Consider the following 19,632-nt stretch of genomic DNA (forward strand, 5'->3'; position numbering starts at 1 on the left):
GGCTCAGCGATGGTGCACCGCCTGCGCCAGGGCGCGCAGCGCGCCGATCTCCGCGCCGCGGTCCTTCGCGCCGTACACCGCGGACCCCGCGACCAGGACGTCGCCGCCCGCCTCCACCACGGTCGCGATGGTGTCGCGCGCGACTCCGCCGTCGGCCTGGAGCCACAGGTCGCGTCCGGCGGCCTCGGCGGCCTCGCGCAGGCGCGTGAGCTTGGGCATCATGTCGGCCATGAAGGCCTGGCCGCCGAACCCGGGCTCGACGGTCATCACCAGCACCATGTCGAGCGTGTCGAGCAGCGGCAGCACGTCCTCGACGGGGGTGCCGGGCTTGATCGCGCACGACGCGCGGGCGCCCAGGGAGCGCAGGTCCTTGGCGATGGTGCGCGGGTCGCGGGCCGCCTCGAGGTGGAACGTCACCGACGCGGCGCCGATCTCCGCGTAGCGCGGCGCCCACCGGTCGGGGTCCTCGATCATGAGGTGCGCGTCGATGGGCAGCGGCGAAACCTGCGCGATGCGCTCGACCACGGGCAGCCCGAGCGTGAGGTTGGGCACGAAGTGCCCGTCCATCACGTCGACGTGGAGCCAGTCGGCGTCGCTGACCGCGAGGATGTCCCGCTCGAGGTTCGCGAAGTCGGCGGACAGGATGCTCGGCGCGATCTGGATGCCCATACGTCGAGCCTAGTGGCGGTCTCGGACGTCCCTCAGCGCGGTGGCGAAGGAGGGCGCGATCGGCAGCTCGGGCAGGACCACGGCCTGGTACGCGTGGTAGACGTCGGGCTTGCCTGGCCACACCGTGCCGGCGGGCCGGTTCGCCGTGTCGAGCTCGTGGTGCCAGGAGCCACGCTCGTGGTCGATGAGGTGGGCGTCCGCGTACTCCCACCAGGAGCGCGCGTCCGCGGCGTAGCGGGCGTCGCCGGTGACCTGGCGCAGCGCCTCGGCGGCGTTGACGGCCTCCGCGAGCACCCAGTGCATGCGCTCGCGGACCACGGGCGCGCCGTTCCAGTCGGTGGTGTAGACGAAGCCGGGCGCGCCGTCCGCGTCCCAGCCGTCGGCGACAGCGCGGTCGTAGAGGGCGGCGGCGGGCTCGCGCAGGCCATCCGTTCCCAGCGAGGCGTCGACGGAGAGCATGAGGCGCGCCCACTCGAGGCCGTGGCCCACGGTGGCGCCGTAGGGGCGGAACGGGTGGGCGGGCTCAGCGCGGTTGTGCTCGAGCAACGGCGTCCAGTCAGCGTCGAAGTGCTCGGGGATGCGCCAGTCGTTTGCGCGGGCCCACTCGGCGACGCGGCCGGCGATGCGAGCGGCGCGCACGTGCCACTCGCGGTCGCCCGTGACGTCGCCCGCGGCCAGGTACGCCTCGACGGTGTGCATGTTGGCGTTGACGCCGCGGTAGGTGTCGAGCGTGGTCCAGGAGGCGTCCCACTCCTCGACGGACAGGCCCTCGTCCTCGTCCCAGAAGCGGTCGAGCGACACCCCGAGGGCGTCCGCGAGCAGAGCGTCCGCGCCCTCGACCCCGGCCGCGACGGCCGACGAGGCGGCGAGGACCACGAACGCGTGGCCGTACGCCTGCTTCGCGGTGACCGTCGGCACCCCGTCCTCGACCGCGGCGAACCAGCCGCCGTCCACGCTGTCGCGGAGGGCGCCGGCGGCGAGCGCGCGCACCCCGTGGGTCGCCAGCGCGAGCAGCGCTGCCCGGTCCGGTCCGCCCTCGGCAGGCGGCTCGTCGGCGAGCGCGCCGAGCGCCGCCACGTGCGTCATGCGGCACGTGATCCACAGCTCCACCGGGTGGGAGGCGTCGACGCGGCCATCCTCGTCGAGCCAGCCGAAGCCGTCGGGACGCGTCGCGCCCGTCATGAAGCGCAGCAGGTCCGCGCGCTGGGCCGCGAGGTAGGTAGCGTCTCCCGGATGGGTCATGTCAGCTCCACAGGTTCTGAAGGAAGCGCGCCTGACGCTCCCACTGGTACTGGTCGCCGCCCTCGTGGCCGTTGAAGCGGTAGGTGACCATCTCCTTGGGCCCGCCCCAGGCGTGGAAGGCGGCGAAAACGGTCGAGGGCGGGGTGATCGGGTCGCGCAGCGCCGCCGAGAACAGCGCGGGCGCCGTCGCACGGGCGGCGTGGTGGACGCCGTCGACGTAGCGCAGAGTCGCCAGCGCACGCTCCTCGTGGTCGCGGTGGACCGCGAGGTAGCGGCAGATCTCCTGGTAGGGGTCGCTGTCGGCGACGTCCATGCCGCGCTCGATGTCGCAAAGAAAGGGTACGTCGGCGAGCACCGCTGCCACGTCCGTCAGGCCCGCGGCCGCGACCGCGAGCCCGCCTCCCTGGCTGGTCCCGGCCACCACCACGCGATCGGCGTCGATCCCGTCCAGGGCGCGCGCGGCCTCGACCGCGCGCACGGCGTCGGTGATGACGCGCCGGTAGTAGTAGCTGTCGAAGTCGAGGATGCCGCGCGTCATGTACCCGGGGTGGGCCGGACCGCCCGCCGCTCCCCCGCCCGACGCATCGTCCGTGTGCCCGCCCGAACCCCACGCCGAGCCCTGCCCCCGGGTGTCCATGATGAGGTGCGCGTACCCGGCTGCGGACCAGGACAGCCGCTCGTGCGGGAGGCCGCGCCCGCCGCCGTAGCCGTTGAACTGCACCACCACGGGCAGGTCGCCGGAGATGCCGCGGGGACGGAGGAGCCACGCCCGGATGGGGTCGCCGCCGAAGCCCGCGAAGGTGACGTCCGCAACGTCGACCGTGGCGAGCACCGAGTCGACCGGCGTGACGGTGAGCGCGAGGTCGTGCCGCCGGGTCTCGGCGAGCGTGGTGGCCCAGCGGGCGTCGAAGTCGGCCGGCTCGGGTGCCACGGACCGGTACGAGGCGAGCTCCTGCAGGCTCAGGTCGAAGTACGGCAATGCATGCTCCTGTTCCGCGCACGGCGGCGACGCCGCGCAACGCGAGCCTAGTGGCCGGTGGCAGGATCGGAGGCGTGGACCTCGACACCCTGGTGCTCATGCGGCGCGTGCGTGACCGCATCGACCGCGAGTACGCGCGCCCCCTGGATCTCGAGGACCTCGCGCGCGGCGTCCACGTCTCCAGCGGCCACCTCAGCCGGCAGTTCAGGGCGGCGTACGGCGAGACGCCGTATCAGTACCTCATGACGCGCCGCATCGAACGCGCGATGACGCTGCTGAGGCGCGGCGACCTGTCCGTCACGGAGGTCTGCTTCGCGGTCGGCTGCCAGTCGCTCGGCACCTTCAGCACGCGCTTCACCGAGCTCGTGGGCGTCCCGCCGAGCGTCTACCGCGCCGAGGGCGCGCAGGTGCTGCCCGGCATGGCGCCGTGCATCGCGCGCCGCATCACGCGACCCGTCAGGAATCGAGAAGCGGAACCGGCGCCCGCTCCGTAGCCTGGCAGTCATGACCATCAGCATCCATTCGAGCTTCCTGCCACACCTCGACCCCGAGGCCTCGCTGGCCTTCTACCGCGATGTGCTCGGCTTCGAGGTCCGCCTCGACGTGGGCCACGGCGCCATGCGGTGGATCACCGTCGGGCCCGCCGGCCAGCCCGACACCGCAGTGGTGCTCCACCCGCCCGCCGTAGGCCACGAGTTCAGCGACGCCGAGCGCGACACCCTGCTCGAGGTCATCGCGAAGGGCAGCTACTTCGGCATCAACCTCGCGACCGAGGACCTCGACGCGGAGTTCGCGCGCCTCGAGGCGGCGGGCGTGGACGTGGTCCAGGAGCCGATCGCCCAGGAGTACGGCGTCCGCGACGCCGCCTTCCGCGACCCCGCGGGCAACCTCATCCGCATCCAGGAGGTCCCTCATGTCTAGCGGTTTCTCCGACGCCGAGCGCGCCGCCATGAAGCAGCGCGCCGACGAGCTGCGCGCCTCGAAGGGCCTCAAGGGCGCCGCGCGCCTCGCCAAGGAGCTCGAGGCGTGCGTCGAGGCCATCGAGGCGCTGGACGGCGTCGACCGCGACGTCGCGTCGCGCCTCCACATGATCGTCGCCGAGGAGGCGCCCGAGCTCGCGCCCAAGACCTGGTACGGCTTCCCCTCCTATGCCCGCGACGGCAAGGTGATGGTGTTCTACCAGCCAGCCTCCAAGTTCGCGACGCGCTACGGCCACGTGGGCTTCAACGAGGACGCGCGGCTCGACGACGGCCCCATGTGGGCCACCGCCTTCGCGATCATCGAGATGAACGACCAGGTGGACGATGCGCTGCGCACCCTGGTGCGCAAGGCCGCCGGGTAGCCGGCCGGCTGGGAGCTACGCGCCCGGCTTCTCCAGCAGGGCGAGGAACATCGAGTCGGTGCCGTGCACGTGCGTCCACAGCTGGACGTGCGGGCCGGCGCCCCACATGCGCGGGGTCGTGTCCGTCACGGCCGCCACGGCCTCGCGCGCGTCGAGCTGACGCAGCGTGGTCCCGGCGACGATCGCCCTGGTCTCGGCCAGCACCGGCGAGCACGTGATGTAGGCGAGCAGCCCGCCGGGCGCGAGCAGCCGCTCGGCGTTGGCCAGCAGCGCCTTCTGCAGCGCGACCAGCTCGGGCAGGTCCTCGGGCTGGCGGCGCCACCGGGACTCGGGACGGCGGCGCAGGGCGCCGAGACCCGAGCAGGGGGCGTCGAGGACGATGCGGTCGTACGTCCCGCTCTCGCCCCACGTGGTCCCGTCCCCGGTATGGACGGTGACCACCTCGTCGGGCACGGCGCGGACGGAGCGGCGCACCAGGTCCGCGCGGTGCGGGTGCAGCTCGACCGCGTCGAGCGTGGCGGCGCCGTCCGCGGCGAGCGCGCCGAGCAGGGCAGCCTTGCCGCCGGGCCCGGAACACAGGTCGAGCCAGCGCTCGCCCGGCTCGACGGGCTGTGCGGCTGCGAGGGCGGCGGCGACCACCTGGCTGCCCTCGTCCTGCACGGCCGCGGTGCCCTCCGCGACGGCCTCGAGGTCTCCCGGACGTCCGCCCGGCAGCACCACGGCGTAGGGCGAGTACTCCCCCGCCTCCCCGCCCGCCTGCTGGATGAGCTCCTCGGGGTCGATCAGCCCGGGCCGGGCCACCAGCGTGACGCGGGCCGGGGAGTTGTCGGACTCGAGCAGCGCGGCCACCTCGCCCTCGTGGCCGTCCGCGGCGAGGGCCTCCTCGAGCTCCTTCACCACCCAGCCGGGGTGCGAATGGCGCGTGGCGAGGTCCGTGCCCACCAGGTCGAGCCACTCCTCCGCGTCGCGCTCGGTGATCCGGCGCATCACGGCGTTGGCGAGGCGCGAGGCGCCCTCGTTGCGCTCGCGGCGCACCTGGGAGACGGTCTCGTTGACAGCGGCGTGCGGGGGGACGCGCATCGCGAGGTGCTGGTGCGCGCCCAGCCACAGCGACACGCGGACCTCGGCGTCGAGGTCGCGGGGGTCGCGGCCGGAGGCACGCTCGATGATCGCGTCGTACAGCCCGCGCATGCGCAGGGTGCCGTACGCGAGCTCGGTGGCGAAGCCCGCGTCGCGACCCTCGAGGCGCATGCGCTCGAGCAGCGACGGCATGAGCAGGTTGGCGTACGCGCCCTCGGTGGAGACCGCCATCACGCAGTCGTAGGCGACGTCCCGTGCGCGGCTCATGCCTCCCCCAGCTGGGCGCCCTCGCCCAGGCGTGCGCCGCGCCACCAGGCGGCGGCGTCCATCGGCTTCTTTCCCGCCGGCGCGATCCAGCCGAGCGCGACCGGCTCGCTGCCGGTGCCCACCAGGACCTCGCCCTCCTCGAGGCGCAGCTGGCCCGGGGCGGTGCCGCGTCGCTGCGGTCGCGGCGAGACAGGGCCCAGCTTGGCCACCGAGCCATCGGGCAGCGTGGTCCACGCGCCCGGCGCGGGGGTGCAGCCGCGGATGCGGCGGTCCACCACGTGCGCGGCGAGGTCCCAGCGGACGTAGGCGTCCTCGCGGGTGAGCTTCTCCGCGTAGCTGACGTCCTCCGCGCTCTGCGGCTGCGGGCGCGCCTCGCCGGAGTCGAGCAGCTCGAGCGACTGCACCATGAGCGGCGCGCCCAGCGTGGCGAGCCGCTCGAGCAGGTCGCCGGCGGTGTCGGTGATGCGGATGCGCTCCGTGAGCGTCCCGATCACCGGGCCCGTGTCCAGGCCCTTCTCGATCACGAACGTGCTCGCGCCGGTGATCTCGTCGCCGCCCATGATCGCGCGCTGTACCGGGGCCGCGCCGCGCCACGTAGGCAGCACGGAGAAGTGCAGGTTGACCCAGGCGAGGCGCACGGCGGCCAGCAGCGCGGGCCGCAGGATCTGGCCGTACGCCACCACGGCGGCGGCGTCGACCTCGAGCTCCTTGACGCGGGCCACCACCTCGGGGGCGGAGGCCTTCTCGGGCGTCCACACGTCCAGCCCGCGCTCGAGCGCGTACTGCTTGACGGGCGACGGGTGCAGGGTGCGTCCCCGCTTGCCGGGGGCGTCGGGCTGGGTGAGGACCGCCACGATCTCATGGCCCGCACCCTCGAGGGCGGCCAACGTCGGGACGGCGATCTCGGGCGTTCCGGCGAAGATCAGGCGCATCCGGCCATTTTACTGTCAGGACACGGGGTCGAGCGGCGCGTCGACCCGCATGCGCAGGTCGCCGTCGCCGGACTTGGAGAACTCCTGCTGCCGCCTGCGCAGCGTGTCCACCACGCCCTGCGCGGCGCGCCTGGTGGCGAGCAGGATGACGCCGCCCTTCGCGTCGACCACGGCGACGTCGCGGTGGCGCTCGAGCCTCTCCCCCTCGACGGTCTCGGACAGCGCCAGGGTGAGGACGGGGGTGTCGCCCCACAGCCGGATCGCGCGGCGGAACGGCGGAAGGGCGAGGTCGGCCCGCTCGCCGTAGGCGTCCCAAGCGGCCTCCGCGGCACCCCAGGACACCATCGCCTCGCGCACCGCGGGCGGCAGCTCGCCCACGGCGATCACCTCTCCCCCGTCGCCGCGGGGCCGCGCGAGCGCAGCGACCGAGAGCCACCACCGCATGGCCTGGAGCTCCGCGCCCAGAGCGCCGCCCGCGGGCACCTCGGCGCCCACGATGACGATGCACGCATAGCCGCCGTCGACGGCCGGCAGGGCGGCGGGGGTCGCGACCACGATCCCCTCGCTCACCACCCCGTCCGCGACGGTGCCGACCGCCCCGGCGGACAGCGTCACGGGGACCTCGCCCGCCATGGCGCGGACCTGCTCCGCGATCCGCTCGACGCCCTGGCGCAGCTGCTTGGTGGCGGCCGATCCGCACTCGGCGCAGTGCCAGTGCGGGTGGTCGGCGCCGCAGTCGGCGCAGTGGAGCGGCGAGGTCGCGCCGTCCCGGCGCAGCGCCCCGCCGCACGTGGGGCACGCGGCCCACTCGCCGCATCGTGCACACGCCGTGGCGCGCACGTACCCGGCCCGGGGCGTCACGATCCCGACCGGGCCGGCGGCCAGCGCGGCCCGCGCGCGACGCCACACCTGGCCCGGCATCCAATGCCAGCCCGCTGCGCCCTCGGCCTCGCGGCGCTGGTCGTCCATGACGGTGACCAGCGGCGTCGCGACGCGGACGTCGCCGCGCGGCACGGAGGCCCGCTCGGCCCAGCCGTGCGCCACCAGCGCCATCGCCTCGACGCTGGGCGAGTAGCCGGCGAACAGCACGCCGGCGCCCGCCTCGTCCGCGCGCATCGCGGCCACGGTGCGCGCGTGCGGGTACGGCGCGTGAGGCTCGTCGTAGACTGTCGAGGCCTCGTCCCACATCACCAGCAGGCCCAGGCGCGGCACGGGCTGCATCGCGGCCGGCCGCGTCCCGAGCACGATCCGGGCGTGGCCGTGCATGGCCGCCAGGTAGGACCCGAAGCGCACGGCCGCGCCGTCGTCGGCGTGGAGGACGGTGAAGTGACCGCCGGAGCGGGCGGTCCAGCGCGACAGCCCCGCGCGGGTCAGCGCCTCCGTCGCGGCGGCGACCGCGCGCGCGTCGGGCAGGATCACGATCGCGGTCTGGCCGGACGCCGCGACCTGCGCCGCGGGCGCGAGCAGCGCCTCGACGGGCAGCCCGTGGCGGCGCGACGGGTCGGGCACCGCCTCCCACACCAGCCGCGCGCCGCCGGCGAGCGCGTCCGCGGGCAGCGACACCGCCTCCGCGAACGGCGCGAGGGTGGCGTGGGCCTCGGCGAACGCCTGCTCGTCGTGCTCGACGGTGCCCCAGTCACGTTTCTCGACCGCGGCCACGCGCGGCGGCGCCATGAGGCGCAGCACGTCCCACAGGCTGCCGCCGTAGCGGCGCGCCACCAGCTCCGCGAAGCGGATGGCCTCGGGCGTGTAGGAGGGCACCGCGGACGCCGACTGCAGCGGCGCGAGCGCGCCCCCGAACTCCGACTCCTGCTCGAGCGCGGTCACCACGCCGTTGATGAGCCGTCCCGCGAAGCGCACGCGCACCCGCGACCCGGGCGCGACGGTGCCCGCGAGCTTGTCCGGGACCTCGTAGTCGAACGGGCGGTCGAGGTGGGGCAGCTCGCTGTCGACGCAGACGCGCGCGACAGCCACCGCTACCTGGCCGCGCTCTGCAGGTCCGCGGCGCGGTCCGTGCGCTCCCACGTGAAGTCGGCGAGCTCGCGCCCGAAGTGGCCGTACGCCGCCGTCTGGCGGTAGATGGGGCGGCGCAGGTCGAGCGCGTCGATGATCGCGCCGGGGCGCAGGTCGAAGACGTCGCGGATGGCCGCCGCGATCCGCTCGTCGGGCAGCGCGCCGGTGCCGAACGTCTCGACGTACAGGCCCACCGGGTGCGCCGTGCCGATCGCGTACGCGACCTGCACCTCGCAGCGGTCCGCGAGACCCGCGGCCACCACGTTCTTGGCCACCCAGCGCATCGCGTACGCGGCGGAGCGGTCCACCTTCGACGGGTCCTTGCCCGAGAACGCGCCGCCGCCGTGGCGGGCCATGCCGCCGTACGTGTCGACGATGATCTTGCGGCCCGTGAGGCCCGCGTCGCCCTTGGGCCCGCCGATCTCGAAGCGGCCCGTGGGGTTGATGAGCGAGCGGTGCGCGGACGCGTCGAGGTCGTAGCGCGCGAGCACCGGCGCGATGACGTGGGTCTCGATCGCGGCGCGCAGGTCCGCGGTCTCGATGGACTCGGCGTGCTGGCTCGACACCACCACGGTGTCGACGGTCACCGCGGTGTCGCCGTCGTACCCGATGGTGACCTGCGCCTTGCCGTCGGGCCGCAGCCCCTCGACCTCGCCGGTGCGCCGTACCTCCGCGAGGCGCGACGTGAGCGCGTGCGCCATGTGGATGGGCAGCGGCATCAGCTCGGGGGTGTCATGGCACGCGTAGCCGAACATGAGGCCCTGGTCGCCCGCCCCGAGCTCATCGGAGTCGGAGTCCGTGGCGTGGCCCACGCCCATCCAGATGTCCGCGCTCTGCTCGCCGATCGACACGGACACGCCGCACGAGTCCCCGTCGAAGCCCACGTGCGAGGACGTGTAGCCGATGTCGTTGACCACGCCGCGGATGATGCCGGGGATGTCGACGTACGCCTCCGTGGTGACCTCGCCGGCCACGTGGACCAGCCCGGTGGTCACCATGGTCTCGACGGCGACCCGCGACAGCGGGTCCTCGGAGAGCATCGCGTCGAGGATGGCGTCCGACACCTGATCGCAGATCTTGTCGGGGTGACCTTCGGTGACGGACTCGGACGTGAAGAGCCTGTTCATGGCCGCCAGCCTAGTGGCGACGGCTGACAACGGCGTCGAGCACCGCGTGCGCGACGGCCAGCTTGGAGCCCGCGGCCCGCGCGACCTCCTCGCCCTGGGCGTCGAGGATCGTCACCTCGTTGGGGACGTCCCCGAAGCCGCGCCCGCCGCCCACGGGGTTGAAGACCAGCAGGTCCGCCCCCTTGCGCCGCGCCTTGGTGCGGGCGTGGTCCAGGGCGGACGCCGCATCGTCCCCCGTCTCCGCGGCGAAGCCCACCACGAACCTGCCGCCGGCCTCGACCAGCCCGCGCAGGATGTCCTCGGTCTCGACCAGCTCGAGCGTGAGGGTGCCGGAGCCGTCCTTCTTGATCTTGGTGGCGGCGGTCTCGCGCGGCCGGAAGTCGGCGACGGCGGCCGCCATGATGACCACGTCGGAGGCCGTCGCTCGGACGGCCTCGGCCAGCTCGCGCGAGGTCTCGACGTCGATCCGGGTGACGCCCTCGGAGACCGGCAGCACCACGTTGGCGGCGACCACGGTGACGTCGGCGCCGCGCTCGCGCGCCGCCTCGGCCAGCGCGAAGCCCTGGTGGCCGGTGGAGATGTTGCCCAGGTAGCGCACCGCGTCGATGGGCTCGCGGGTGCCGCCCGCGGTGATGAGGACGCGCGTCCCCACCAGGTCGCCCCAGGGGATGGACGATGCGCGGGTCCCGGGCGACTTCCCGTCCAGGGCGGCGTAGGCGGCGGCGACGATCTCGTCGGGCTCGGGCAGGCGGCCGGGGCCGGAGTCGGGGCCGGTGAGGCGGCCGACGGCGGGCTCGATCACGGTGATGCCGCGCTCGCGCAGGGTGGCGACGTTGGCGCGGGTGGAGGCCTTCTCCCACATCTCGGTGTGCATCGCGGGCGCCACCACCACGGGGGCGCGGGTCGCGAGCAGGGCGTTGCCCAGGAGGTCGCGGGCCTCGCCGTGGGCGAGCTGCGCGAGGAAGTCGGCGGTCGCGGGGGCGACCAGCACCAGGTCCGCCTGCTGGCCGAGCTTGACGTGCTCGACCGCGGGGACGTTGTCGAACGTGTCCGACGTGGCGGGGAGGCCGGACAGGGCCTCCCACGTCGCGCGCCCCACGAACTGCAGCGCGGCAGCCGTGGGGATCACGCGGACGGTGTGGCCGTCCTCCTTGAGCCGTCTCAGCACGATGGCGGCCTTGTAGGCCGCCACGCCGCCGGTGACGCCCAGGAGGACGCGCACCGGTGCTACTGCTGCTCTTCTGCCGAGTCGCCGAGCTCGAGCAGGTCGCCCTGGTTGAGCTCGCGCAGCGCCACGGACAGCGGCTTGTCGGTGGTGTCGGCCTCGACCAGCGGGCCCACGTTCTCGAAGTGGCCCTCGCCGAGCGCCTCGTAGTACGAGTTGATCTGGCGCGCACGCTTGGACGCGTAGATCACCAGGGCGTACTTCGAGTCGACCTTGTCGAGCAGCTCGTCGATCGGGGGGTTGGTGATGCCGATGGGGTTCGCGACGGTTCCGGCCACGGTTGCTCCTTCAAAGAATCGAAAAGACTTCCGGCATTCTACCGGGTGACGATGGACAGCAGCTCGCGCGCCGCGCGCTCGACGGTGTCGTTGACGATCACCTGGTCGAACTCGTCGACCGCGGCGAGCTCCTCGCGGGCGGTGGCGAGGCGGCGCTCGCGCTCCTCCTCGCCCTCGGTACCGCGCCCGACGAGCCGGTCCACCAGCTCCTCCCACGACGGCGGCGCGAGGAACACGAAGTGCGCGTCGGGCATGGCCTGCTTGACCTGGCGGGCGCCCTGGAGGTCGATCTCGAGCAGGACGGGCTCGCCCTGGGCCAGACGCTCGTCGACGGGACCGCGGAGGGTCCCGTAGCTGTTCTGCCCGTGCACGGTGGCGTGCTCGAGGAACTCCCCCGCCGCGATCCGGCGGTCGAAGTCCTCGCGGGTGATGAAGTGGTAGTGCACGCCGTCCACCTCGCCGGGGCGAGGAGAGCGCGTGGTGGCCGAGACCGAGACGTACACCTCGGGTGCCATGTCACGCAGGGCGCGCACCACCGTGCCCTTGCCGACCGCGGTGGGGCCGGCAAGGACGACGAGTCGGCTCATCGACGCTCGCGCTCGATGAGGGCCTCCACCTGGTGCTGGCCGAGCCCGCGGATGCGGCGGGCGAGGGAGATGCCGATCTCCTCCATGACGATCTGCGCGCGCTTGGGCCCGATGCCGGGCAGGCACTGCAGGAGGTCGCGGACGCGGATGCCCGCGAGGGCGTCGTCCGCCTTGGCCCGCTTGATGGCCTCCGCGAGGCTCATCTCTCCACGGGTCAGCTCCTCCTTGAAGACGCGACGCGCGGAGCGCACGGCGGTGGCCTTCACGAGCGCTGCGGCGCGCTGCTCATCGGTAAGTTCCGGGGTGGCCATGGCCTCTCCCTTTCCCCTGCGGCTAGCGCAGGATGGTCCTGGCGGCGGTCGAGGCCTCGATGACGGCCTCGCGCAGCTTCTCGACAGTGGGGCCGGCCTGGAGCACGCCCCTCGACTGATTGACGAGCACGCGGCCCCGCGCGTTCCCGAAGACCAGGGACAATTCCGCTGGTCCCGCCCCTTGAGCACCCACTCCGGGGCTCAGAAGGGGACCATTGACCCGGTCGAGATCGATGCCGAGACGCTTCACCGCGTCACCCACGGTGGCGCCGACCACGAGGCCGACGTCGCCCATCGGGCTGGCACCGCTGTTGAGCGCGGCCGCCGCGTCGGCGACCACGGCCGCGACGGCTCGGCCGTCCGGCGCGATGGCGTGCTGGACCTCGGGCCCCTCGGGGTTCGAGGTGAGGGCCAGCACGAAGATGCCCTTGCCGTGCTCCTTGGCGAGCTCGAGCGCGGGGTTGAGCGAACCGAAGCCCAGGTAGGGCGACACGGTGAGCGAGTCGCACTCGAGGGGCGCGCCGGGGCGCAGGTAGGAGTCGGCGTAGCCCTGCATGGTCGACCCGATGTCGCCACGCTTGGCGTCGAGCACCGTGAGGATGCCGAGCTCCCGCGCCCGGCCCAGCACGTGCTCGAGCGCGGCGACGCCGGCGGAGCCGTGACGCTCGAAGAACGCCGCGTTCGGCTTGACCGCCGCCGCGTTCCCGGCGCTCGCCTCGAGCACCGCGTCACCGAACGCGACGAGCGAGCCCGCCGAGTCCTCCAGGCCCCACGCCGCGAGCAGCCCCGGGTGGGGGTCGATCCCCACGCAGAGCGGACCGTACTGGTCCATCGCGGCCGCGAGACGGGCGCCGAACGCCATCCCTACCTCCCTCAGTGCGACCCTGATCGGGCCGCCGTAGTCACTCTACCTGCGATGTTGGTTCAGCGCGCGGCGTCCTGGAGGCTGAGCACGTCGAACGGCCCGGCCTGCAGCGCCTCGATCGCGAGCACCGCCGCGGACAGCTGCTGCGTGGTGGTGACGATCGCGATGTCGGCCGCGGTGGCCGCCGCGCGGATCTCGTAGCCGTCCGCACGCGCGCCCTGGCCGGACGGGGTGTTGACGATGAGATCCACCGCGCCCTCGTGGATGAGGTCCACGATGGTCGGCTCCCCCGCCGGGCCGCGCCCCTCGGAGTGCTTGCGCACCACCGTGGACGGGATGCCCATGCGCTGCAGCACCACGGCGGTGCCGGCGGTCGCGAGGACCTCGAAGCCGAGCTGGCGCAGGCGCGCCACGGGGAACGTGATCGAGCGCTTGTCGCGGTCGGAGATCGAGACGAACACCTTGCCGCCGGTGGGCAGCCCACCGAACGCCGCGGACTGCGACTTGGCGAACGCGAGCGGGAACGTCTCGTCGAAGCCCATCACCTCGCCCGTCGAGCGCATCTCGGGGCCGAGCACCGAGTCCACCGCGATGCCCTCGTGGGTGCGGAAGCGCTTGAACGGCAGCACCGCCTCCTTGACTGCGATGCGCTGGTGCGGGTCCACCGTGGCGGCGTCGTGCTCGGGCAGCATGCCGGAGGCGCGCAGCTCCGCGATGGTGGCGCCGGCCATCACCTCGGAGGCGGCCTTCGCGAGCGGGATGCCCGTCGCTTTGGCCACGAACGGCACGGTACGGCTCGCGCGCGGGTTCGCCTCGAGCACGTAGAGCACGTCGGAGACCAGGGCGTACTGGACGTTCATGAGGCCGCGCACGCCGATGCCCTTGGCGAGCGCCTCGGTGGAGACGCGGATCCGCTCGAGCTCGGCGGCGGACAGCGAGAACGGCGGCAGCACGCACGCCGAGTCGCCGGAGTGGATGCCGGCCTCCTCGATGTGCTCCATCACGCCGCCGAGGAACATCTCCTCGCCGTCGTACAGGGCGTCGACGTCGATCTCGATCGCGTCGTCGAGGAAGCGGTCCACCAGCAGCGGCGCGTCGGTGGCGTGGTCACCCACCGAGTCCATGCGGGTGCCGTAGTCCTCGAGCTGGGCGCGGTCGTAGACGATCTCCATGCCGCGGCCGCCCAGCACGTACGACGGGCGGACCAGCACCGGGTAGCCGATGGACTCGGCGATCTCGATGGCCTGCTCGATGCCGCGCGCGGTGCCGTAGGCGGGCGCCGGGAGCTTCGCTGCGTCGAGCACGCGGCCGAACGCGGCGCGGTCCTCGGCGTTGTCGATCGCCTCGGGGCTGGTGCCCAGGATCGGCACGCCGGCGTCGGCGAGGCGCTGCGCGAGCGACAGCGGGGTCTGGCCGCCCAGCTGCACGAACATGCCCTTGACCGGGCCCACGGCCTTCTCCGCCTCGTAGACGGCCATGACGTCCTCGAACGTCAGCGGCTCGAAGTAGAGCCGGTTGGCGGTGTCGTAGTCGGTGGACACGGTCTCGGGGTTGCAGTTGACCATGATGGTCTCGTAGCGGTCCTTGAGCGTGAGCGCCGCGTGCACGCACGAGTAGTCGAACTCGATGCCCTGGCCGATGCGGTTGGGACCCGAGCCGAGGATGATCACCGCCTCGCGCTCGCGCGGCTGGATCTCCGTCTCCGCGTCGTAGGAGCTGTAGTGGTACGGCGTGCGGGCCTCGAACTCGGCGGCGCAGGTGTCGACGGTCTTGAAGACCGGCAGCACGCCCATGGCCTTGCGGATCTGGAAGACCTCGTTGACCTGGAGGCCGCGAAGGTCCGCGATCTGCTGGTCGGACAGGCCGTGGCGCTTGGCGTCGCGCAGCAGGTCCGCGTCGAGGGTGGCGGCCTCGCGCACCGAGGTGGCGACCTCGTTCATCAGCAGGATCTGGTCGAGGAACCACGGGTCGATCTTGCAGGCATCGAACACGGTCTCCAGCGGGATCACGCCCGCCTCGACGGCGCGCAGCACCTGCTGGACCTGGATGAAGCGCTTCTCGGTGGGCACCACGATCGCCGCGAGCAGCTCGTCCAGCGCGTCACCCGTCGGCACCGGGCCGTCCCAGTGGAAGTTCGCGCCCTTCTTGTCGATCGAGCGCAGCGCCTTGCCGAGCGCCTCGGTGAAGGAGCGGCCCAGGCTCATGGCCTCGCCCACAGACTTCATGGTGGTGGTGAGGACCGGGTCCGCGGCGGGGAACTTCTCGAACGCGAAGCGGGGCACCTTCACCACGATGTAGTCGAGCGTGGGCTCGAAGGACGCGGGCGTGGAGCCGGTGATGTCGTTGGGGATCTCGTCGAGCGAGTAGCCGATCGCGAGGCGCGCGGCGATCTTCGCGATCGGGAAGCCGGTCGCCTTCGACGCCAGCGCCGAGGAGCGCGACACGCGGGGGTTCATCTCGATCACGATCAGACGCCCGGTGTCGGGCTCCACCGCGAACTGCACGTTGCAGCCGCCGGTGTCGACGCCCACCTCGCGGATGATCGCGATGCCGACGTCGCGCATGCGCTGGTACTCGCGGTCCGTGAGGGTGAGCGCGGGCGCCACTGTGACGGAGTCGCCGGTGTGCACGCCCACGGGGTCGACGTTCTCGATCGAGCACACGACCACCACGTTGTCGTGCTTGTCGCGCATGAGCTCGAGCTCGTACTCCTTCCAGCCGAGGATGGATTCCTCCAGGAGCACCTCGGTGGTCGGCGAATAATGCAGACCAGCACCGGCGATGCGGCGCAGATCCTCCTCGTTGTACGCGAAGCCGGAGCCCAGTCCTCCCATGGTGAAGGACGGGCGCACCACCACGGGGTAGTTGAGGTCCTCGGCGGCGGCGAGGCACTCCTCCATGGTGTGGCAGATGTGCGAGCGGGCGGAGTCCGCGCCGCAGCGCTCGACCACGCCCTTGAACAGCTCGCGGTTCTCGCCCAGGTGGATGGCCTCGAGGTTCGCGCCGATCAGCTCGACGTCGAACTTGTCGAGGATGCCCGCCTCCGCGGCCGCGATGGCCGCGTTGAGGGCGGTCTGGCCGCCCAGCGTCGGGAGCAGCGCGTCGGGGCGCTCCTTCTCGATGACGCGCGCGATCACCTCGGTGGTGATGGGCTCGACGTACGTCGCGTCCGCGAACTCCGGGTCGGTCATGATGGTGGCCGGGTTGGAGTTGATGAGGATCACGCGGATGCCCTCGGACTTGAGAACGCGGCACGCCTGGGTGCCCGAGTAGTCGAACTCGCAGGCCTGGCCGATGACGATCGGGCCGGACCCGATCACCAGGACGGACTTGATGTCGTCGCGCTTAGGCATTGCGGCCCTTCATGAGGTCGAGGAAGCGGTCGAAGAGGTACGAGGCGTCGTGCGGACCGGCCGCCGCCTCGGGGTGGTACTGGACCGAGAACGCGGGGATGTCCCGGCACTCGAGGCCCTCGACCACGTTGTCGTTGAGGCACACGTGGCTCACCAGCACCTTGCCGTAGCCGTGCGGGGAGTCGGACTCCCCCTCCAGCGGCGCGTCGACGGCGAAGCCGTGGTTGTGCGCGGTGACCTCCACCTTGCCGGTGGTGCGGTCCATGACGGGCTGGTTGATGCCGCGGTGGCCGAACGCCAGCTTGTACGTCCCGTAGCCCAGCGCGCGGCCCAGGATCTGGTTGCCGAAGCAGATCCCGAAGAACGGCACCTTGGCGTCGAGGATCTCGCGCAGCGTAGCGACGGTCGCGTCGGCCGCGCCCGGGTCGCCGGGCCCGTTCGAGAAGAACACGCCGTCGGGGTTCATGGCCAGGATGGACGATGCGGGGGTCACCGAGGGGACCACGGTCACCTTGATCCCGCGCTGGGCCATCTGCTGGGGCGTCATCGCCTTGATGCCGAGGTCCACGGCCACGACGTGGGCGACCTGCTCCCCCTCGGCCTCGACCACGTAGGGCTCGGAGACCGAGACCTCGTCTGCCAGGTGCGCGCCCTTCATGGGCGCCGCCTCCCGCACCCGGGCGACCAGCGCATCGTCCCCCGGCAGGCCCTCGCCGGAGAAGATCCCGGCGCGCATCACGCCGGCCGTGCGGAGGATGCGGGTGAGCTGGCGGGTGTCGATGCCGGAGATGCCCACCACGCCCTGGGCGACCAGGTCCTCGTCGAGGGTGCGCTGCGCGCGCCAGTTGCTGGGGCGACGTGCGGGGTCGCGGACCACGTAGCCGGCGACCCAGTACCGGCGGGACTCGTCGTCCTCGTCGTTCACGCCGGTGTTGCCGATGTGCGGCGCCGTCATCACGACGATCTGCTTGTGATAGCTCGGGTCGGTGAGGGTCTCCTGGTAGCCGGTCATGCCGGTGTTGAAGACGATCTCGCCGAGCGTCTCGCCGGTCGCGCCGTACGCACGGCCCTCGAACGTCCGGCCGTCTTCCAGGACCAACACTGCGCGGTCGCTCATGCGAACGCTCCTTCCAGCTGCGCGTCGAGATGGGTGGGGACGCCGCGCAGGAAGGTGGCCACCGCGCGGCCCGGCAGCTCGATGCCACCGTACGGGGTATTCGAGGCGCGCGAGGCCAGCGCCTCGGGCGTCACGGTCCAGGCGGCCTTCGGGTCCACCAGGGTGAGGTTGGCGGGCTCGCCCTCCGCGATGGGGCGGCCGTGGAGGTGGTCCACCTGGCCGATGCGCGCGGGCGCCTCCGACATGAGGCGGGCGACGTCGCGCCAGGTGGCGGCGCCGGTGTCGACCAGGACCTTCTGGATGACGCCGAGCGCGGTCTCGAGGCCGAGCATGCCGAACGATGCGGCGGCCCACTCGCAGTCCTTGTCCTCGCTCGCGTGCGGGGCGTGGTCGGTGGCGATGATGTCGATGGTGCCGTCCGCGACCGCCGCACGGAGGGCGTCGACGTCCGCCTGGGTGCGCAGGGGCGGGTTGACCTTGAACAGCGGGTCGTAGGTGCGGGCGCTCTCGTCCGTGAGCAGGAGGTGGTGCGGGGTCGCCTCGGCGGTGACCTTGATGCCGCGCTCCTTGGCCCAGCGGATGATCTCCACGGAGCCGGCGGTGCTGAGGTGCTGGACGTGGACGCGGGAGCCGACGTGCTCGGCGAGGAGGGCGTCGCGGGCGACGATGGACTCCTCGGCGACGGCGGGCCAACCGGCGAGGCCGAGCTCGGCGCTGACCTCGCCCTCGTGCATCTGGGCGCCCTCGGTCAGGCGCAGGTCCTGCGCGTGCTGCACCACGGCGCCGTCGAAGGTCTTCACGTACTCGAGGGCCCGGCGCATGATGACGGGGTCGTAGACGCACACGCCGTCGTCGGAGAACAGGCGGACGCGGGCCTTGGAGCTCGCCATGGCGCCCATCTCGGACAGGTGCTCGCCCTTGAGACCGATGGTGACGGCGCCCACGGGGTAGACATCCACCAGGCCGATCTCCTGGCCGCGGCTGTAGACCTGCTCGACCACGCCGGCGGTGTCCGCGACGGGGTTGGTGTTGGCCATGGCGTGGACGGCGGTCCAGCCGCCGCGGGCGGCGGCGCGGGAGCCGGTCTCGATGGTCTCGGCGTCCTCGCGGCCGGGCTCGCGCAGGTGGGTGTGGAGGTCCACCAGGCCCGGGAGGGCCACGAGGCCCTGCGCGTCGATCACGACCGCGCCGTCCGGGGTCTCGACGGTGTCGGCGACCTGGGTGATGAGGCCGTCCTCGATGAGGAGGCTGGCGACGGTGTCGCCGTAGAGGTGGGCGTTGTTGATGACGATGGGGCGGCTCACTGAGCGGCCTCCTCTCCGGCGAGCAGCAGGTACAGGGCGGCCATGCGGACGGCGACTCCGTTCGCGACCTGCTCCACGATGACGGAGCGGGGCGAGTCGGCGGCCTCGGCCGAGATCTCGAGGCCCCGGTTCATGGGGCCAGGGTGCATGACGAGGGCGTGGTCGGGCAGGCGGCGCAGGCGGTCGCCGTCGAGCCCGAAGATGCGCGAGTACTCGTTGGGGCTGGGGAAGAACCCGCCCCCGGTCATCCGCTCGCGCTGGACGCGGAGCATCATGAGCGCGTCGATCTCGTAGGTGTCGAGCGCCTGGTCGAGCGTGTGGACCACGTCGCAGGGCCAGGGCTCGATGCCCACCGGGACCAACGTGGGCGGGGCCACCAGGACCACCTTCGCGCCGAGCGTGGTGAGCAGGTACACATTGGAGCGGGCGACGCGGCTGTGGAGCACATCGCCGACGATCGCGACCGTGAAGCCGCTGAGGTCACCGCCGGGCGCGAGGTGCTTGCGGATGGTGAAGGCGTCCAGCAGCGACTGGGTCGGGTGCTGGTGCGTGCCGTCGCCCGCGTTGAGCACGCTGCCGTGGAGCCAGCCGCCGTGGGCGAGCTGGTAGGCGGCGCCGGAGGCCCAGTGACGGACCACCACAGCATCGGCGCCCATGGCCTGGAGCGTGAGGGCGGTGTCCTTGAGGGACTCGCCCTTGGACACGCTGGAGCCCTTGGCGGAGAAGTTGATCACGTCCGCGCTGAGGCGCTTGGCGGCCGCCTCGAAGGAGATGCGGGTGCGGGTCGAGTCCTCGAAGAAGAGGTTGACCACGGTCTTGCCGCGCAGCGTGGGGAGCTTGCGCACCTCGCGCTCCTGGGTGGCGGCCATCTGGGTGGCCGTGTCGAGGATGCGCAGGGCGTCGCTCTTGGAGAGGTCCTTGGTGGTGAGGAGGTGACGCAT

General features: G+C 72.7%; 19 protein-coding genes. 3 read left to right on the plus strand and 16 right to left on the minus strand.

Features of this window, described 5'->3' with window-relative positions; all coding sequences use genetic code 11:
- Nucleotides 1–3: 3 nt before the first annotated feature.
- Genes rpe through AOM05_RS06465 form a run of 3 tightly spaced genes read right to left on the minus strand, consistent with a single transcriptional unit; the run spans nucleotide 4 to nucleotide 2,890 of the window.
- Complete coding sequence (rpe, locus tag AOM05_RS06455; RefSeq protein WP_062520480.1) at nucleotides 4–669, minus strand: ribulose-phosphate 3-epimerase; 666 nt, start codon at nucleotides 667–669, stop codon at nucleotides 4–6.
- 9 nt (nucleotides 670–678) lie between these two features.
- Complete coding sequence (locus AOM05_RS06460; protein WP_062520482.1) at nucleotides 679–1,911, minus strand: AGE family epimerase/isomerase; 1,233 nt, start codon at nucleotides 1,909–1,911, stop codon at nucleotides 679–681.
- 1 nt (nucleotide 1,912) lies between these two features.
- Nucleotides 1,913–2,890, minus strand: coding sequence for an acetylxylan esterase (locus tag AOM05_RS06465; protein WP_062520485.1), 978 nt, complete (start codon nucleotides 2,888–2,890; stop codon nucleotides 1,913–1,915).
- Between the two features lie 98 nt (nucleotides 2,891–2,988).
- Between AOM05_RS06465 and AOM05_RS06470 the strand changes: the two genes are divergently transcribed.
- Genes AOM05_RS06470 through AOM05_RS06480 form a run of 3 tightly spaced genes read left to right on the plus strand, consistent with a single transcriptional unit; the run spans nucleotide 2,989 to nucleotide 4,232 of the window.
- Nucleotides 2,989–3,384, plus strand: coding sequence for a helix-turn-helix transcriptional regulator (locus tag AOM05_RS06470; protein ID WP_228373235.1), 396 nt, complete (start codon nucleotides 2,989–2,991; stop codon nucleotides 3,382–3,384).
- A 10-nt stretch (nucleotides 3,385–3,394) separates the two neighbouring features.
- A complete protein-coding gene (locus tag AOM05_RS06475) occupies nucleotides 3,395–3,811 on the plus strand; it encodes a VOC family protein (RefSeq protein ID WP_062520489.1) in 417 nt (138 codons plus the stop codon).
- Nucleotides 3,804–4,232, plus strand: coding sequence for a hypothetical protein (locus AOM05_RS06480; RefSeq protein ID WP_062520491.1), 429 nt, complete (start codon nucleotides 3,804–3,806; stop codon nucleotides 4,230–4,232). Before AOM05_RS06475 ends, AOM05_RS06480 begins: the two co-directional genes overlap by 8 nt.
- A 15-nt stretch (nucleotides 4,233–4,247) precedes the next feature.
- On the opposite strand, the gene AOM05_RS06485 is transcribed toward AOM05_RS06480, so the two are convergent.
- The 13 genes from AOM05_RS06485 to AOM05_RS06545 form a co-directional block, all read right to left on the minus strand.
- On the minus strand, nucleotides 4,248–5,579 hold the full coding sequence (locus AOM05_RS06485; protein ID WP_062520493.1) for an RsmB/NOP family class I SAM-dependent RNA methyltransferase: 1,332 nt from the start codon (nucleotides 5,577–5,579) through the stop codon (nucleotides 4,248–4,250).
- On the minus strand, nucleotides 5,576–6,511 hold the full coding sequence (fmt, locus tag AOM05_RS06490) for a methionyl-tRNA formyltransferase (protein WP_062520495.1): 936 nt from the start codon (nucleotides 6,509–6,511) through the stop codon (nucleotides 5,576–5,578). The genes AOM05_RS06485 and fmt overlap by 4 nt, the downstream gene beginning before the upstream one ends.
- 15 nt (nucleotides 6,512–6,526) lie before the next feature.
- On the minus strand, nucleotides 6,527–8,485 hold the full coding sequence (locus AOM05_RS06495) for a primosomal protein N' family DNA-binding protein (protein WP_062520497.1): 1,959 nt from the start codon (nucleotides 8,483–8,485) through the stop codon (nucleotides 6,527–6,529).
- A gap of 2 nt (nucleotides 8,486–8,487) precedes the next feature.
- On the minus strand, nucleotides 8,488–9,651 hold the full coding sequence (gene metK / locus AOM05_RS06500) for a methionine adenosyltransferase (protein ID WP_062520499.1): 1,164 nt from the start codon (nucleotides 9,649–9,651) through the stop codon (nucleotides 8,488–8,490).
- 10 nt (nucleotides 9,652–9,661) lie between these two features.
- Nucleotides 9,662–10,873, minus strand: coding sequence for a bifunctional phosphopantothenoylcysteine decarboxylase/phosphopantothenate--cysteine ligase CoaBC (gene coaBC, locus AOM05_RS06505; protein ID WP_062520501.1), 1,212 nt, complete (start codon nucleotides 10,871–10,873; stop codon nucleotides 9,662–9,664).
- A 5-nt stretch (nucleotides 10,874–10,878) separates the two neighbouring features.
- The gene (rpoZ, locus tag AOM05_RS06510) at nucleotides 10,879–11,154 is read right to left on the minus strand and encodes a DNA-directed RNA polymerase subunit omega (protein ID WP_062293314.1); all 276 of its coding nucleotides are present in this window, start codon (nucleotides 11,152–11,154) and stop codon (nucleotides 10,879–10,881) included.
- Nucleotides 11,155–11,192: 38 nt separating this feature from the next.
- Nucleotides 11,193–11,741 (minus strand): guanylate kinase, encoded by a 549-nt coding sequence (gmk, locus tag AOM05_RS06515; RefSeq protein ID WP_062520503.1) that lies wholly within the window; start codon nucleotides 11,739–11,741, stop codon nucleotides 11,193–11,195.
- Complete coding sequence (mihF, locus tag AOM05_RS06520) at nucleotides 11,738–12,052, minus strand: integration host factor, actinobacterial type (protein WP_062293320.1); 315 nt, start codon at nucleotides 12,050–12,052, stop codon at nucleotides 11,738–11,740. Before mihF ends, gmk begins: the two co-directional genes overlap by 4 nt.
- Nucleotides 12,053–12,074: 22 nt before the next feature.
- Nucleotides 12,075–12,914, minus strand: a complete 840-nt coding sequence (gene pyrF, locus AOM05_RS06525) for an orotidine-5'-phosphate decarboxylase (protein ID WP_062520504.1) — start codon at nucleotides 12,912–12,914, stop codon at nucleotides 12,075–12,077.
- A gap of 62 nt (nucleotides 12,915–12,976) precedes the next feature.
- A complete protein-coding gene (gene carB / locus AOM05_RS06530) occupies nucleotides 12,977–16,270 on the minus strand; it encodes a carbamoyl-phosphate synthase large subunit (protein ID WP_062520505.1) in 3,294 nt (1,097 codons plus the stop codon).
- Nucleotides 16,263–17,387, minus strand: a complete 1,125-nt coding sequence (gene carA, locus AOM05_RS06535) for a glutamine-hydrolyzing carbamoyl-phosphate synthase small subunit (RefSeq protein ID WP_062520507.1) — start codon at nucleotides 17,385–17,387, stop codon at nucleotides 16,263–16,265. Before carA ends, carB begins: the two co-directional genes overlap by 8 nt.
- Entirely contained in the window at nucleotides 17,384–18,691 is a 1,308-nt protein-coding gene (locus tag AOM05_RS06540; protein ID WP_062520509.1) for a dihydroorotase, read from the minus strand. The genes carA and AOM05_RS06540 overlap by 4 nt, the downstream gene beginning before the upstream one ends.
- Complete coding sequence (locus AOM05_RS06545; RefSeq protein ID WP_062520511.1) at nucleotides 18,688–19,632, minus strand: aspartate carbamoyltransferase catalytic subunit; 945 nt, start codon at nucleotides 19,630–19,632, stop codon at nucleotides 18,688–18,690. Before AOM05_RS06545 ends, AOM05_RS06540 begins: the two co-directional genes overlap by 4 nt.

The organism is Demequina silvatica (genome assembly GCF_000971215.1).
In the GTDB taxonomy this organism is placed as follows: Bacteria; Actinomycetota; Actinomycetes; order Actinomycetales; family Demequinaceae; genus Demequina; species Demequina silvatica.